The organism is Pseudoroseomonas ludipueritiae, assembly GCF_014490445.1.
Taxonomy (GTDB): domain Bacteria; phylum Pseudomonadota; class Alphaproteobacteria; order Acetobacterales; family Acetobacteraceae; genus Pseudoroseomonas; species Pseudoroseomonas ludipueritiae.
Genome location: NZ_JACTUZ010000015.1, coordinates 1 through 15,991, shown reverse-complemented (window position 1 = coordinate 15,991; position 15,991 = coordinate 1). Strand labels below are relative to the sequence as shown.

Here is a 15,991-nt window from a genome sequence, read left to right as displayed (position 1 = left end):
CCCATGACCATTACCAAAGAGCTTTCCGCCTTTGTCGCCGGCCTGCGTGCCGAGGCGCTGCCGCCTGAGGTCGCCGCGCGCGCGCGGCTGCTGGTGCTGGACCTGATCGGCAATGCCATCCGCGCGCGGCGGGATGCTGAGAGCACGCCAGCCCTGCTGGCGGCTGTGCGGGCTCTGGGGCTGGCGCAGGGTGAGGCCCGTGTCTTCGGCGACGACGCCGGCTATTCGCCCGCCGGCGCCGCGCTGGTGAATGCCACGCTCGGCCATTCGCTGGATTTCGATGACACCCATGCCGAGGCGGTGCTGCACCCCGGTGCCCCGGTGATCCCCGCCGCGCTGGCGGCCGCGGAAATGGCCGGGGCCTCGGGGGCCGAAGCCCTGGCGGGCATCATCGCCGGCTATGAGGTGGCGCTGCGCCTGGCACTGGCCCTGCCGGCGGGCGCGCATTACGACCGCGGCTTCCATCCCTCCGCCACCTGCGGCGCTTTCGGCGCGGCCGCGGCGGCGGGACGGGTCTTCGGGCTGGATGCGGCGGGCATCGCCTCCGCGCTTGGCATCGCCCTCAGCCAGAGCGCCGGCAGCCTGCAATTCCTGGCCAATGGCGCCTGGACCAAACGCTTCCAGGTCGGCTGGGCCGGCATGGCCGGGCTCACCGCCGCCACGCTGGCGCGAGAGGGCTTCAAGGGTGCCTCGGATGCCATCGAAGGCAAGCACGGCTTCCTCAATGCCTATGCCCCCGCGCCGAGGCCGGAGCGCGTGCTGCAGGATCTCGGCCAGTTCTACGAATTGATGGCAACCGGCGTGAAGCCCTATCCCTCCTGCCGCTGGGGCCATGCCGGTATCGACGCCGCCCTGGCGCTGCGGGCCGAGCTGGACCTGAAGCCGGAGGAGATCGAGGGCGCGACGCTCGGCATCTCCCGTGCCGCCCTGCTGCTGGTGGGCGAGCCGGCGGAGCGGAAGGCGGACCCGCAGAATGTGGTGGACGGGCAGTTCAGCGGCCCCTTCGTCGTGGCCAGCGCCCTGGCCACGGGCAGGATGGACTGGGACAGCTACAAGCTGCTGCACGATCCTGTCATCCGTGCCCTGCTTCCACGCGTCACCTGCTCCCATGACGACGACATCGAGGCGGAATTCCCGGCCAATATGTCCGGCAAGCTGACCCTGCGGGCACGCGGAGAGACCTTCATCCGCAAGGTCGTGGTGCCGAAGGGCGAGCCCTCCAACTTCCCGACGGATGCCGAGCTGCGCGCCAAGTTCGCCGGCTTGGCCGATGCTGTGCTGGGCGCCGGCCCCGCCGCCGCGCTGGCGGAGGAGGTGCTGCGGCTGGACCAGTTGAACGAGGCGGCCTCGTTGCTTCGCCATGCCGCCCCGAAGACCGGCGCCCGCGCCGCTGCCTGAACAGGAACTGAGCTTGATGGACCAGATGAGCACCGAGACCGACCTGCATGCCGATCTGCGCGCCGAGGTGGCGAAGCTTTGCTCCCGCTTTCCCGGCGAGTACTGGCGCAAGCTGGATGAGGTGCGCGGCTATCCCACCGAATTCGTCCAGGCGCTGACGGAGGCCGGATATCTCGGCGCCCTGATCCCAGAGGAATATGGTGGCGCCGGGCTCGGCCTTTCCGCCGCCGCCGCCATCCTGGAGGAGGTGCAGCGCCAGGGCTGCAACGGCGCCGCCTGCCATGCCCAGATGTATATCATGGGCACCATCCTTAGGCATGGCAGCACCGCGCAGAAGCAGGAATACCTGCCGAGGATCGCCAGCGGTGAGTTGCGCCTGCAGGCTTTCGGCGTGACGGAGCCGACCAGCGGCACCGACACCACCGCGCTGCGCACCTTCGCGCGGCGGGAAGGCGACAAGTACATCGTCAACGGCCAGAAGATCTGGACCAGCCGGGCCGAGCATTCCGACCTGATGCTGCTGCTGGCCCGCACCACGCCGCGTGAGCAGGTGGCGAAGAAAACCGAGGGCCTCTCCACCTTTATCGTGGATATGCGGACGGTGCTCGGCAAGGGCCTGAGCATCCGCCCCATCCGCACCATGATGAACCACAATTCCTGCGAGGTCTTCTTCGACAACATGGAGGTGCCCGCGGAGAACCTCGTGGGCGAGGAAGGCAAGGGCTTCCGCTACGTCCTGGACGGCATGAATGCCGAGCGGCTGCTGATCGCCAGCGAGTGTATCGGCGATGCCAAGTGGTTCATCGAGAAGGCGGTGAGCTACGCGAAGGAGCGGGTGCTCTTCGGCCGCCCCATCGGGCAGAACCAGGGCGTGCAATTCCCTATCGCCCGCGCCTATGCCCAGATGCGCGCGGCCGAGGCGATCGTGCAGAAGGGGCTGGAGAAGTTCGAGCGCGGCGAGAGGCCGGGCGAGGAAGCCAATATGGGCAAGATGCTGGCGGCGGAAGCCAGTTGGGCGGCCGGCGAGGCCTGCGTGCAGACCCATGGCGGCTTCGGTTTCGCGGAAGAATACGACGTGGAGCGGAAGTTCCGCGAAACGCGCCTGTATCAGGTCGCGCCGATCAGCACCAACCTGATCCTGTCCTATCTCGGCGAGCATGTCCTTGGCATGCCGCGTTCCTATTGAGGGCGGCGGCATGAGCCAGGATAGCCTGACCGACTACAGCGCCTGGATCGGCCGGCAGGAAGAGCAGCGGGACGTGGTCGCCGCCGGCCCACTGGACCGCCTCTCCGCCACGCTGGATCGCGACGACCCCGCGGCGCAGCCAGGCGATGCCGCGCCGCCGCTGTCGCACTGGATCATGTTCCTGCCAGGAGCACGGCATTCGTCGCTGGGCATCGACGGGCATCCCACGCGCGGCGGCTTCCTGCCGCCGGTGCACCACCTGCCACGCCGCATGTGGGCCGGCGGGCGGCTGGTCTTCCACGCACCGCTGCGCGTCGGCATGGCGGTGACGCGCAGGTCTACCATCGCAAATGTCTCCAGCCGCCTGGGCGCCTCGGGCGAGCTGGTCTTTGTGACGGTGCGGCATGAGGTCCGCGAGGCGGGGCAGGAGGCCGTGCTGCTGACCGAGGAGCATGACATCGTCTACCGCTCCGCCACTGGGGCGGCGGTGAAGGCGGCGCCCGAGGCGCCGCCGCCCGGCGTCTGGCAGCGCAGCCTGGTGCCGGATGCGGTGATGCTCTTCCGCTATTCGGCGCTGACCTTCAACGGCCACCGCATCCACTACGACCGCGACTATGTGACGCGGGAGGAAGGCTATCCCGGCCTGATCGTGCACGGCCCGCTGATCGCGACCCTGTTGCTGGACCTGCTGCGCCGGCAGATGCCGGAGGCGAGGGTCACGCAGTTCTCCTTCAGGGCCATGTCGCCGCTCTTCGACGGCGCGCCGGTGACGCTGAGCGGAAATCCTCCGGATGAGGAAGGACGCATCGCGCTTTGGGCAACCAACCCCGCAGGTGGGCTAGCCATGCGGGCGGAGGCACGGGTCGGCTGAACCTCCGCCTGCGGCTTCATCCTGCCAAGAAGATTTCAGGAGGAAATGGATGATTCAACGCAGAAGCATTCTGGCCACGGCAGCGGCTCTGGCGGCTCCGGCGGTAGCGCGCGCCGAGGGAAAATTCCCGAGCCGCCCGGTCACGATGCAGGTGCCTTTCGCTGCCGGCGGGCCGACCGACGTGATGGCACGGATCCTGGCGCAGGAACTGTCGGCGGTGCTGGGGCAGCCGGTGCCGGTGGAGAATATCGGCGGCGCGGGTGGCATTCTCGGCACACAGCGCACCGCCCGCGCCGCGCCGGATGGCTATACCATCGGCCTCGGCCATATGGGCACCCATGCGGCCAATCCTTCCTTCTACAAGCAGCTGCCTTATGACCCGGTGGAAAGCTTCACGTCGCTCGGGCTTTTCGCCATCAACCCCATGGTCCTGGCGATCTGGCCAGGGATGGGGAAGAGCCTCGCCGAGTTGCGTGACTGGATCGGCCGTAACGAGGGCAAGCTCACCCTGGCGACGGCGGGCACCGGCTCGGTTTCCTATCTCGGCGCGCTGCTTTTCGACCGCGCCATGAATGCAAAGGCGACCCTCGTTCCCTATCGCGGGGCGGGCCCTGCCTTGCAGGACACCATGAACGGTGTGACGCAGGCCATCGTGGATCAGGCAGTCACGGTGATTCCTCAGGCAAAAGGAGGCAGCTTGCGCGCCCTCATGGTCACTGTCGGCGAGAGGTTGCCGCAGTTGCCGGATGTGCCGACTTCGGTGGAGGCTGGTCTGCCGAGCTTCGACATCGCCGTATGGAATGCCGCCTTCGTTCCGCGCGGCACGCCGGAGCCGATCGCGCGGACTTTGACGGAGGCGATCAACACGGTGCTTGAGAATGCCACGGTGAAATCCCGCTTCGGCGACATGGCCATCCAGATCCCGCCTCCGGAGCAGCGCGGCCCCGAGCCGCTGCGCGCGCTGATGGCACGAGAGATCCCGCGCTGGAAGCAGTTGACGCGCGAAGCCGGAGTGACGCCGGAGTAACCCGGAGTCCGCCTGCTGTCGCAGGGAAAGCCGCTTGTGCCGCCTCTTTCCTTGCGGGAACCAGATCACGGGATGTTGGGGCGCCGCCACTGTGGCGCATCGCGACCGAACTGGATGCGAAGCACAGGCTTCAGTAGCATCAGCTTCGCGGGCCAGACACATGGTTCCAGCTGCTTCGGCGCCGGCATCCGTGTCGGTGCCCGGCATCCAGGCGATGATCTGCGCGGAGCCGGGCGCAGTAGAAACAACTGGGAGGAAGAACAAAGATGACGATCCAACGACGCGTCTTGCTTCGGGCTGGCGCCGGCTTGTTGACGGGGGCCGCGCTCTTGCAGCACGGCCTGCATTCCGCGCGTGCGGCAGCCCCGTTTCGGAACGATCTGCCGCCGGCATGGTACCGCTTCCGCCTCGGCGAATACGAGGCCACGGTCGTCTCCGATGGCCGTCTGCCGCTCGGCAAGCCGGAGCCCGCCTTCCCGGCATCGCCGCCGAACGAGATCGTGTCGTTGCTGCAAAACAATTTCCTGCCGCCGGATGCCGCGACGCTGGAGCAGAACGCGCTGATCCTGAACACCGGGAAACAGCTCATCCTGTTCGATACCGGCATGGGCGACAGCATGGGCGACGACAGCAAGATGTTCGGCCCGACCACGGGGCGCCTGCTGGCCAATATGCGGGCCTCCGGCATTGAGCCGGAGCAGATCGATCTCGTGATCCTCAGCCATGCCCATAGCGATCACTGCTGGGCGCTGGTCAATGCCGAAGGCAAGCGCAACTTCCCCAATGCGCAGGTGGCCGTCAGCGAGGCGGACCTTCGCTACTGGACCGACGACGGCAACAAGCGTGGTCCTGCCTTCATGACGACCTTTATCGATGGTGCGAAGAAGAACCTTTCCGCCTATCGCGACCGCATGATGATGGTGCGGGATGGAGCCGAGGTGGTGCCGGGCATCACCGCCCTCTCGACGCCCGGACATACGGTGGGGCACCACTGCTACGCCATCACCTCCGCCGGCCAGACCATGGTCTATACCGGCGACCTGGCGCATCACCACATCCTGCTGCTGCAACGGCCACTGTGGGAATTCTCCTTTGACACAGACCCGAAGCAGTCGGCTCAGACGCGGAGCCGCATGCTGGACCGCCTGGCGACGGACAAGCACCTGGTGCTCTCCTACCACTTTCCGTGGCCGGGGCTGGGGCATGTGGTGAGGGACGGCAATGCCTATGAATGGGCCGCCGAGCCGATGAACCTGACCGGTTGAAGCCTAGCCCTGCGCGGCGCCGGGCTACGCAGGCCCGGCGCCTGCCGCGGCAGGGCTGTAGGGGCCGCGCACCGCCTCGGCCACCTGCCGGCCGTTCATGCCGCCCGGTAGGCCCACATGGGTAACCAGCAGGTCAGGGCGGACCTCATCCAGAGGCCTCATTGCGGCCCGCCCTTTTCGTGCCTCCACGACCCTGTAGCCGTGTGCCCGGATGCGCGTGGCCGTGGTGTGGTGCACCAGATTCTTGTCATCGACCAGGAGTACGGTCCGCTGCCGCCTGATGAAGGGGAGGGCGGCGATCGCGTTCAGCTTCTTTCTGCCGCAGCCGTTCCTCGACCTCCGCGCGCTCGCGCGCCTCCTTGCGCGGCGTGGCGGCTGCCCGTTCCGACGCGCGGCGAATCGTGTGTCAAGCGCCTCCTGGGGGACAGTGCCGAGTGGGCGGCTATCTGCGCGTCAATATCGGTCGAGGTGCCAAGGCAGTCAGCGACGCCGCCGCGCCAGTGCGGAACCGGGGCGCCACGGTTCTGGAGCCAGCCGCAATGGCCGGTTTGGTAAAGAGGCGCTGCATTCACGCCATGGTGAGCAGACGCTGCTGGCGCTGCCCAGGCCTGAGCCCTTCGGATGCCATGGCGGCATGGTGCTGACAGAGAGGTGGAGAAGGCGCGGCAGCGTCCCCTCCACCGCCCATCGATTACTTCTTTTCTACGCCCCAGAAGACCGGAACGGTGGTGGGCCGTAGCCCTTCCACGTTGCTGCGATAGGCAGCCAGGGTGCGGAACTGCGCGGCCGGGATATAGGGCAGCACCTGGAAGGCGCGGGCCTGGACCTGGCCCAGGATGGCATCCCGCTTCGCCGGGTCGCTTTCCTCCCACCAGGCGCGGCGCAGGGCCTCCAGTTCCTCGTCCTTCGGCCAGCCGGCCGGGGCGGCATCGCCCGTGCTGGCGAGGTACTGGTTGGTCAGCGGGTTCTGCCCGTCCAGCACATTCGCCACGGTGACGAACAGGTTCCAGCCACCGGCCTCCGGCGCCTCACGCCGGTTGCGGCGCTGCGTCAGCGTGCCCCAGTCCATGGAGGGCACATCCATGTTCAGGCCGGCCTGCTGCATGGCATCGGCGATCACGAGGGTCGATGCATTGTTCAGGGGGCTGTCCGTGGCATTCAGGAAAACCACTTTCTGGCCGTTATAGCCCGCCTCCTTCAGCAGGGCGCGTGCGCGGTCCAGGTCTGGCTTGCCGAGGCCGATGGCGCCCGAGCGGCTTTCCAGCGGCGTGCCGCAGAAGAAGAAGGCCGGGCAGTTGGGGATCTGCTCGGAGGGGCGAACGCCCATGGCATCCAGCACATCCTGCTGGTTGATGACATGGAGCAGCGCCTGCCGGGCACGAGGGTCGTTGAAAGGCGGCTGGGTGTGGTTGAGGCGCAGCCAGACCTGGAAGCCCACCGGGTTGTAGGCCATGGTCCGCACCTGGCGGTTCCGCTCCAGCGTCGGCACCACATCGGGGCTCGGCTGCTCGATGAAGTCGATCTCGCCGTTCTGCATGGCGGCGGCGGCGGTGGCGGGGTCCGGCATGGCCAGCCATTCCACCGTCTCCAGCTTCACCACCTTGCCGCCGGCCAGACCATCCGCGGCCTCGGCCCGGGGGCGATAGGTGGGGTTGCGGCGGTAGATGGCGCGGTCACCCGCGCGCCAGTCGCTGGTGCTGAAGGTGAAGGGGCCCGAGCCGGTCGGGTCGGTGATGGCCACGTTCGCCGGCGTCTTGGCGATGCGCTCGGGCATCACGAAGAGCGCGCTGCCGGTGGGGCGGGCCAGCGCCTCGACCACTAGGGCGAAGGGGCGGGAGAGGGTGATGGTGAAGGTCTTGTCGTCCACCACGTCCATCGAGGCCGTGGCGGCGGTGAGCGCCCGGCCCACGATGTCCCGCTGCCCCCAGCGCCTGATAGAGGCCACCGCATCCGCCGCGCGCACCGGCTGCCCATCGTGGAAGACCAGCCCCTCGCGCAGGGTGAAGCTGTAGCGCATGCCGTCGGGCGAGGCGGTATAGCTATCCACCATCTGCGGCTTCGCCTTCCCCTCACTGTCGAAGGCAAAGAGCTGGTCGTAAACAAAGAAGCCGTGGTTCCGCACGAAGGCGGCCTGTGACAGGACTGGGTCGATGGCCGTCAGGTCGTTGATCAGCACCACTCGCAGGGTCTGATTGGAAGCCTGCCCCTGGGCGGACGCCGTGGCGGCCGGCAGCGTCGCGCCAAGGGCGGCGGCCACGGCCAGCCGTGCAAGGCCGCGCCGGCCGGGGAAGGGAATACGCATGATGACAGCCTCTAATGAAGTCCGCGTCATATCCTGTCACAAGCGCCGAGGCACGCAAGCAACATGCCAGACCTCGCAGGCCGGGGGCGAAGGCGGCTGCCAGCTGAGATGACCTCGCGACGACCCCGTGCCGCGGGACTGATGCCGTGTTCCGGCATCGCGCGGGCCGCTCGGCCGCTAGCCACAACTGCTCTCAAAGGAGGCCCCTTCAGCCACGATGATCCGGGCCAGAGGACCGCAGTCGGCCACCAGACTCGATGAAGGGTTGCGGGCAGTCAGGTCGCCATCAGGCTGCCGGTGCATGACGGCCCTCGAGCCCCGCCGCCGGGGCAGTGAACGTATAGGAGGGCCGTTGTGCCAACCCATCGGCGCCAATGTCGCGAAAGCTGGCAAAAGCTCCTCCCATGCCGGCCGAGGCGAATTTTTCGACGGCCCCTTTGAAGCGCGGGTGCTGACCCGGTAGGGTGTGCGCAACGGCGGCCGCCACGAAACAGTGAGCATCGCCACATCCAAGGAAGGAGCACCGCCATGTTGCGACGCACACTGGCCAAGGGCGCGGTCGCGCTCACCACTGCAGGCATTGTAGGCGCCGGGCAGGCAGTGGCCCAGCAGGCGCCGGTCGAGATCCAGTTCTGGCACGGCCTCACGCAGCCGCTGGGCGGCATGTTGGAACAGGTTGCCGCCGACTTCAACGCCAGCCAACAGCGCTACCGCATCAACGCCACCTATCGCGGCGGCTATGGCGAGACGATGGTCGCGGCCATCGCCGCCTTCCGGGCCAATAACGCACCGCATATCGTGCAGATGTTCGAGGTCGGCACCGCCACCATGATGGCGGCGACCCGCGCCACCAAGCCCGTGTGGGAGTTGCTGCAGCAGGCCGGCGTCAAGATCGACTTCGACGATGTCCTGGCTGGCGTGCGCGGCTACTACAGCCTGCCGGATGGCCGCATGGCCTCGATGCCCTTCAACAGCTCGACCTCCGTCGCCTTCTACAACAAGGACATGTTCCGCAAGGCGGGGCTCGATCCGGAGCAGTTCCCGAAGACCTGGCCGGCCGTGGCCGAAGCCGCCCGCAAGCTGAAGGCTGCCGGCATCGCCAACCCGATGACCACCTCCTGGCCCACCTGGCTGATGGTGGAGCAGTTTAGCGCCATCCATGACATCCCGCTGGCCACCAAGGGCAATGGCTTCGGCGGGCTGGACACCGAACTGGCCATCAACAACCCGCTGATGGTCCGGCACATGCAGAACCTGATCGACTGGCACAAGGAAGGCATCTTCCGCTACGGCGGGCGCGACAGCGCGGCCGACGGCATGCTGCCGGCCGGGGAATGCGCCATGACCTTCGCCTCCTCCGGCACGCGCGCGCGCATCAAGAAGGAGGCGCGCTTCGAATGGGGCACCGCCATGCTGCCCTATTATGATGACGTGCCGAAGGCGCCGCTCAATTCCATCATCGGCGGTGCCTCGCTCTGGGCGATGAACAAGGGCGCCTCCACGGGCCGCAGCAATGCGGAATGGAAGGGCATCGCCGAATTCTTCGCCTGGCTGGCCAAGCCCGACGTGGCGGCTAAGTGGCATACCGACACCGGCTACCTGCCGCTGACCCGCTCGGGCTACGAGCGCGTCAAGGCCAGCGGCTTCTACAAGGAGAATGTCGGCGCCGATATTCCGATCGAGCAGATGCTGCGCGGCGGCGGCACGCTGACGGAGAATTCGCGCGGTATCCGCCTGGGCGGCTTCGCCGAGATCCGGAACATCATCCAGGAGGAAATGGAGAAGGCTTTCCAGGGCCAGCAGGACGCGAAGACACTGCTCGAGAATGCCACGCGCCGCGGCAATGTCGTGCTGCGCAACTTCGAGCGCGCCAACCGCAATGGCTGACCCGGCCGTGCGGATCGGACAGGCGCGAATGGACTAGGCGAGGGTATGCGCAAGAACGTTATCTTCCGGGGCAAGCTGCTGCCGCTGCTGCTTTTGCTGCCGCAGCTTGTCATCACCGGCCTATTTTTCTTCTGGCCGGCGGGGCAGGCGATCTGGTCCTCGCTGCTGCGCGAGGACGCCTTCGGCCTCAGCCGCGATTTCGTGGGGCTGGAGAACTTCGCCGATGTCATCGCGGACCCGGCATGGCGGGCGGCGGCGGGTACCACCGCCGTCTTCGCCTTCTCCGTCGCGATCCTGGCCCTCTCCGTCGCCCTGCTGCTGGCGGTGCAGGCGGATAAGGCCATCCGGGGCAGCGGCCTCTACAAGACGCTGCTGATCTGGCCCTATGCGGTGGCTCCGGCGGTCGCGGCGGTGCTGTGGCTGTTCCTCTTCCACCCGCAGATCGGGCTGATCGGGCGTGCCCTGAACGCCGCGCAGATCGCCTGGGACTACCGGCTCAACGGCGGGCAGGCGATGCTGCTGGTCATCATCGCCAGCGCCTGGAAGCAGGTGTCCTACAACTTCATCTTCTTCCTGGCCGGGCTGCAGTCCATTCCGAAGTCGGTGCTGGAGGCAGCGGCCATCGATGGGGCGCGGCCGATGCGCCGCTTCTGGACGGTGATCTTCCCCCTGCTGTCGCCCACCAGCTTCTTCCTGCTGACGGTGAACCTGGTCTACGCCTTCTTCGACACCTTCGGCGTGATCCATGCCCTGACCCAGGGCGGTCCGGCCAAGGCGACGGAGACGCTCATCTACAAGGTCTATATTGACGGTGTCGAAAACCTCAATCTCGGCGCCTCGGCGGCGCAGAGCGTCATCCTGATGCTGATCGTGATCGCCATGACCGCCGTGCAGTTCCGCTTCATCGAGCGCAAGGTGCATTACTGATGGCGCGGATGCATTCGCGGCATGGGCAGGGGAGGGTGGCTCCATGATGGACCCCGCCCTGCGGGCCAGCCGCGCCCGGCAGCGGCGCGGCCGCTGGTTCGCCCATGGTATCCTGCTGCTCGGCGTCCTGGTCTTCGCCCTGCCGATCTGGATCACGCTGGTTGGCTCGACGCATGACGTCAGCACCATCGGCCGTGGCGAGGTGCCGCTCTGGTTCGGCAGCCACGGCATCGACAACTACCTGGCTGCCTGGTCCCGTGGCGGCGAGGGTATCCGTAATACCCGCGCGGTGCCGGCCGGCACCATGCTCTGGAACTCCCTGCTGATGGCGACGCTCATTGCCGTCGGCAAGATCGCCATCTCCATCATCTCCGCTTATGCGGTGGTGTTCTTCGCCTTCCCCGGGCGCATGCTGTTCTTCTGGATGATCTTCATCACCTTGATGCTGCCCATCGAGGTGCGGATCATTCCGACCTTCCAGGTCATGGTGGACCTGCATCTGACCGACAGCATGGCAGGGCTCGTGATCCCCGTGATCGCCAGCGCCACGGCCACCCTGCTGTTCCGGCAGTTCTTCCTGACCATCCCCGACGAATATGTCGAAGCAGCGAAAATAGACGGCGCCGGGCCGCTGCGCTTCTTCCGCGACGTGGTCCTGCCGCTGTCGCGCACGAATATCGCGGCCCTCTTCGTCATCCTGTTCATCTATGGCTGGAACCAGTACCTCTGGCCATTGCTGATCATCACCGACACCTCGCTTGAGACGATCGTTGTCGGCCTGTCCAAGATGATCGGCCGCGGCGACGCGCAGAACGAATGGAATGCCATCATGGCCACGGCCATCCTGGCGATGCTGCCCCCTGTTGTTGTTGTCGTCCTGATGCAGCGCTGGTTCGTCAAGGGCCTGACCGAGACGGAGAAATAATGGCCACCCTCACGCTCAATGATATCCGCAAGTCCTTCGGCAGCACGACCGTGCTGCACGGCATCGATCTCGATATTGCCGAAGGCGAGATGGTGGTCATTGTCGGTGCCTCTGGTTGCGGTAAGTCCACCCTCCTGCGGATCTCGGCAGGACTGGAGACACCCACCAGCGGCACCGTCCATATCGGCGACCGGGACGTGACGCAGCTGGAGCCGGCGGACCGGGACATCGCCATGGTGTTCCAGAACTACGCGCTCTATCCGCACATGACGGTCTTCGACAACATGGCCTATGGCCTGAAGATCCGGCGCATGCCGCGTGAGGCCATCCGGCAGCGCGTGGAGGAATCGGCGGGGCTGCTAGGCATCACCCCGCTGCTGAGCCGCCGCCCGCGGGAGCTTTCCGGCGGCCAGCGGCAGCGCGTGGCCATGGGGCGCGCCATCGTGCGGGAGCCCAAGCTCTTCCTCTTCGATGAGCCGCTGTCGAATCTCGATGCCAAGCTGCGCGTGCAGATGCGGGCCGAGATTCGCCGCCTGCAGCGCCGCCTCGGCGTGACCTCGCTCTTCGTCACGCATGACCAGGTGGAGGCCATGACGCTGGGTGACCGGCTGGTGGTGATGAACCAGGGCCGTGCCGCGCAGATCGCCACACCTATGGAGATCTTCGCCAAGCCCGCCGATACCTATGTCGCGGCCTTCATCGGCAGCCCTTCGATGAACCTCCTGCGGGCGACGCTGAACGAGGGTGGCCACGGCGCGACCCTTGAGGCCGGCGGCAGCGTCAGCTTCGATGAACCCCGGCCTGGCCCTGCCGGGCGGGCGCTGATCATCGGCATCCGGCCGGAGCATGTCACGCTGGGCGGCGAACTTCCCGTGGCCATCGAGCTGGTGGAGCCACTGGGTTCGGAGACCGTCCTGCATGGTACCCTGCCGAGCGGCGAAGTCATGGCGGTGCGCGTTCAGGGCGCCGCGCCGGTGAGTGGGGGGACCATGCCGGTCTCGCTCCTGCAGCCGATCCATGTCTTCGATGCGGAGAGCGGCAAGCGGATCTGAGGGCACCGTCGGGCGCGACGGTAAAGCCCGGAGGCCGAAGCGGGCCAGCAGCCCCCGCGCGTGGCGCGGGGGGCGGCTGGCCCGCTTTGATTCAGCCGTGGTGCTGGGCTAGCTGCCTTTCTTCTCCGGCAGGGTGATGCCCGCGAAGGTCTTGATCACCGCCGCGTCGTCCTCCCGCCCAAAGCCCGCATTGCTGGCATTGGCGAACATCGTATAGGCGGTGCTGGCAAGAGGCAGCGGGAAGTTCAGGGAGAGCGCCGTCTCCGTGACCAGCCTCAGGTCCTTGACGAAGATATCCACAGCGGAATGCGGCGTGTAGTCGCCATCGACCACATGCCGCATGCGGTTCTCGAACATCCAGCTATTGCCGGCGGCGTGGGTCACGACATCATACATGGTGTCCAGCGGAATGCCGGCGCGGGCGGCCAGGGCCATGGCTTCGGCTCCGGCGGCGATATGCACGCCGGCCAGGAGCTGGTGGATGATCTTGACCGTGGCACCCAGCCCAATCTCCTCCCCGATCTCGTAGACCTTGCCAGCCACCGCATCCAGGACGGGCCGCAGCTTATCGAAGGCGGCGCGTGGGCCAGCGGCCATGACGGTGATCTGCCCTTCGGCGGCCTTGGCCGCACCGCCTGAGACCGGGGCATCCAGCATCAGCAGGCCATGCTCCGCCAGGCCGGCGGCAATGGCGCGCGAGTCGGCGGCGGAAATGGTGGCGGAGACCATGACACCCGTGCCGGGGCGGAGCCTGGCGGCCAGCCCGCCCTCGCCGAAGAGCACCGACTGGCATTGCGCCGCATTCACCACCAGCAACAGCACGGCATCCAGCCTGTCGGCGAATTCCGCCGCGCTGCCCGCCACGGCTTCCGCACCCGCCGCCTTCAGCGCGTCGCGGGCAGCGGGGTTGAGGTCGGCGCCATAGGTCTTGAGACCGGCGGCGAGGCAGGAACGGGCCGCCCCCATGCCCATGGACCCCAGGCCGACCACGCAGACATGGAAGCTGTTGTCACTCATCAAATGGTTCTCCCGGGACGCTGGACTGGTCTTGGCAGCGAGCTGCGAGCGCCAGGATGTGATGATCCGTCCCTGAAGGGAATGGCGGGAAGGCGAGGCGCACCTCCTTTCATGCACGCTGGATGCCCGCCGGAGCGACGGCCGCGACAGAGGCATGGCCGGGCCGTAACCTCGACAGGGAGGCAGCTATGCAGGGAGATGCCTTGCTCCGCCAGCGTTGCATGGCAAATTGTTCTTCAGGGCGCCGTTCAACGTAATCTTTTGCCCCTCGGATACGGGAGAACATTCTAATCATGTCCATGCGGCAGATGGGCCAAGCAGCCCGCCATGGCCTGCGGTCCAAGCTCGCGGCCGCCTTGCTGGCGCTCCCGGTCCTGGCTGCCACGGCACCCGCCCAGGCGGAAACCACGCTGCGGATGGTGCTGCGGAACGATCTGGCGACGATCGACCCGGTTGCTTCGACAGCCACCTTCGCCCGTAACCATGGCTTCCTGGTCTATGACCAGCTCTATGCCCTTGACTCCAAGGGCAAGCCGCGCCGGCAGATGATCGGCAGCGAGGAAGTCTCGGGTGATGGGCGGCAGTGGCGCTTCACGCTGCGGCCCGGCTTGCGCTTCCATGACGGCGCTCCGGTTCGCGCCGCCGATGCCGTCGCTTCCATCCGCCGCTGGGCGCAGCGCGACGTGGTGGGCCGTGCCCTGGCTGCCGCGACCGCGAAGATGGAAGTGGTGGATGACCAGACCTTCATCATCGAGTTGTCGCGCCCCTTCGCGCTGGTGAAGCAGGCCTTGGCCCGCCCGACGGCGAGCGCCCTGTTCGTGATGCCCGAAGCCGTCGCCCAGACCCCGGCGACCGAGCAGATCACCAGCGCCGTCGGCTCCGGCCCCTTTATCTTCCGGCGGGACCAGTGGCGGGTGGGCGACCGCGCCATCTACCTGCGCAACCCCGACTACAAGCCGCGCGAGGAGGCCGCGGATGGCCTAGCCGGCGCCAAGGTGGCGGGCGTGGACCGGATCGAGTGGATCTCCATCCCGGACCCTGCGACCGCCATGGGCGCCCTTTCCTCCGGTGAGATCGACTACTGGGAGCTGCCGCCGTCCGACCTTGTGCCCGTGCTGGAGACCATGCCGAATGTCCAGCTGGAGGCGATCGATCCGGTCGGATCGCAGGTCTGGCTGCGGATGAACCACCAGCAGCCTCCCTTCAATGATGCCCGAGCCCGCCAGGCGCTGCTGCGCGCCATCAGCCAGACGGATGTGCTGGATGCCGCCGGCATCCCGCCGGAAGACCGGGTGGAGCGGTGTGGCGCCTTCTTCTATTGCGGCACGCCGCTGGAAAGCCAGGCTGGTACGGAAGGGCTGGAGCGCCCCAACCCCGATGCCGCCCGGGCCCTGCTGAAGGAGGCCGGTTATGACGGCCGGCGTGTGGTCTTCCTGGACGCGGCCGACCTCTATACCAATCATGCGGCGACGTTGGTGATGGCGGAAGCCTTCCGCAAGATCGGCATCAATGTGGATGTGGTGACGACCGACTTCGCCACTCTGACAGCCCGCCGCAACAAGCGGGAGCCGGTGGAGCAGGGCGGGTGGAACCTCTTCGTGACGGTTGGCAATGTGCTGGATGGCGGCGACCCGCTCTCCAGCCTTTACCTGGCCTCGCCCTGCCAGGGCGGCTTGGCTGGCTGGCCCTGTGACGAGAAGCTGGAGGAGCTGCGCCGCGCTTGGTACCAGGAGCAGGACCCTGCGCAGCGCCGCAGGCTGGTCGATGACATTCAGCGGCAGGCCTACCAGGGCGTGCCCTACGCGCCAGCCGGCCAGTTCCGCACCCGCGCGGCCTTCCGCTCCAACCTGCGTGGCATTCGGCCCACCACCGTTCCTGTCTTCTGGGGTATCAGCAAGGCAGCCCGGTAAGGTATCGCTGGCGCTGCGAGGCGGGGGGCGGAGCCTCCCGCCCAGCCTGCGGCCAGACGGGCGCTGGCACTGCTAAAGGAAGCGCGAGCTCAACAAGAACGGCAGGACCCTCAGCGGCGCCAGAAGGTAGGAGCATGGGCAGGCGATGCCGCTCCGAAAAATCTTTCGCTTTCCCTGTTGACCCTGGTGCTTGGGATGGATATTTACCGCCTCCCGCTGCTGAG

Annotated in this window: 13 protein-coding genes; 10 read left to right on the top strand and 3 right to left on the bottom strand. The window is 67.2% G+C overall.

The features are described from left to right. The first annotated feature begins 3 nt into the window (after window positions 1-3). The 5 genes from IBL25_RS06345 to IBL25_RS06325 all read left to right on the top strand — a co-directional run bounded on the left by IBL25_RS06345 (window position 4) and on the right by IBL25_RS06325 (window position 5,747). A complete protein-coding gene (locus IBL25_RS06345; protein ID WP_187777715.1) occupies window positions 4-1,398 on the top strand; it encodes an MmgE/PrpD family protein in 1,395 nt (464 codons plus the stop codon). A 16-nt stretch (window positions 1,399-1,414) separates the two neighbouring features. Further along, the gene (locus IBL25_RS06340; RefSeq protein WP_238940251.1) at window positions 1,415-2,584 is read left to right on the top strand and encodes an acyl-CoA dehydrogenase family protein; all 1,170 of its coding nucleotides are present in this window, start codon (window positions 1,415-1,417) and stop codon (window positions 2,582-2,584) included. A gap of 10 nt (window positions 2,585-2,594) precedes the next feature. Next, window positions 2,595-3,455 carry an FAS1-like dehydratase domain-containing protein gene (locus IBL25_RS06335; RefSeq protein ID WP_187777714.1) on the top strand — a complete coding sequence of 287 codons (861 nt, stop codon included), beginning with the start codon at window positions 2,595-2,597 and terminating at the stop codon, window positions 3,453-3,455. A gap of 49 nt (window positions 3,456-3,504) precedes the next feature. Further along, window positions 3,505-4,482: a tripartite tricarboxylate transporter substrate-binding protein gene (locus IBL25_RS06330; protein WP_187777713.1), complete on the top strand. Its 978-nt coding sequence runs from the start codon at window positions 3,505-3,507 to the stop codon at window positions 4,480-4,482. Window positions 4,483-4,748: 266 nt separating this feature from the next. Then, window positions 4,749-5,747: an MBL fold metallo-hydrolase gene (locus IBL25_RS06325; RefSeq protein WP_187777712.1), complete on the top strand. Its 999-nt coding sequence runs from the start codon at window positions 4,749-4,751 to the stop codon at window positions 5,745-5,747. Between the two features lie 24 nt (window positions 5,748-5,771). On the opposite strand, the gene IBL25_RS06320 is transcribed toward IBL25_RS06325, so the two are convergent. Then, the gene (locus tag IBL25_RS06320) at window positions 5,772-6,005 is read right to left on the bottom strand and encodes a response regulator (protein ID WP_275295956.1); all 234 of its coding nucleotides are present in this window, start codon (window positions 6,003-6,005) and stop codon (window positions 5,772-5,774) included. A 433-nt stretch (window positions 6,006-6,438) separates the two neighbouring features. Continuing rightward, on the bottom strand, window positions 6,439-8,049 hold the full coding sequence (locus IBL25_RS06315) for an ABC transporter substrate-binding protein (RefSeq protein WP_187777710.1): 1,611 nt from the start codon (window positions 8,047-8,049) through the stop codon (window positions 6,439-6,441). A gap of 528 nt (window positions 8,050-8,577) precedes the next feature. Here IBL25_RS06315 and ugpB point away from each other — a divergent pair. Genes ugpB through ugpC form a run of 4 tightly spaced genes read left to right on the top strand, consistent with a single transcriptional unit; the run spans window position 8,578 to window position 12,840 of the window. Then, the gene (gene ugpB, locus IBL25_RS06310) at window positions 8,578-9,936 is read left to right on the top strand and encodes a sn-glycerol-3-phosphate ABC transporter substrate-binding protein UgpB (protein WP_187777709.1); all 1,359 of its coding nucleotides are present in this window, start codon (window positions 8,578-8,580) and stop codon (window positions 9,934-9,936) included. A gap of 45 nt (window positions 9,937-9,981) precedes the next feature. After that, complete coding sequence (gene ugpA, locus IBL25_RS06305; protein ID WP_187777708.1) at window positions 9,982-10,863, top strand: sn-glycerol-3-phosphate ABC transporter permease UgpA; 882 nt, start codon at window positions 9,982-9,984, stop codon at window positions 10,861-10,863. 43 nt (window positions 10,864-10,906) lie between these two features. Continuing rightward, window positions 10,907-11,788 (top strand): sn-glycerol-3-phosphate ABC transporter permease UgpE, encoded by an 882-nt coding sequence (gene ugpE / locus IBL25_RS06300; RefSeq protein WP_456315858.1) that lies wholly within the window; start codon window positions 10,907-10,909, stop codon window positions 11,786-11,788. Continuing rightward, a complete protein-coding gene (ugpC, locus tag IBL25_RS06295) occupies window positions 11,788-12,840 on the top strand; it encodes a sn-glycerol-3-phosphate ABC transporter ATP-binding protein UgpC (protein ID WP_187777707.1) in 1,053 nt (350 codons plus the stop codon). Before ugpE ends, ugpC begins: the two co-directional genes overlap by 1 nt. 108 nt (window positions 12,841-12,948) lie before the next feature. Here the strand turns inward: ugpC and ltnD are convergent, their stop codons facing one another. Beyond that, entirely contained in the window at window positions 12,949-13,857 is a 909-nt protein-coding gene (gene ltnD / locus IBL25_RS06290; protein WP_187777706.1) for an L-threonate dehydrogenase, read from the bottom strand. Between the two features lie 293 nt (window positions 13,858-14,150). Between ltnD and IBL25_RS06285 the strand changes: the two genes are divergently transcribed. Then, on the top strand, window positions 14,151-15,767 hold the full coding sequence (locus IBL25_RS06285) for an ABC transporter substrate-binding protein (protein WP_187777705.1): 1,617 nt from the start codon (window positions 14,151-14,153) through the stop codon (window positions 15,765-15,767). Window positions 15,768-15,991 lie beyond the last annotated feature (224 nt).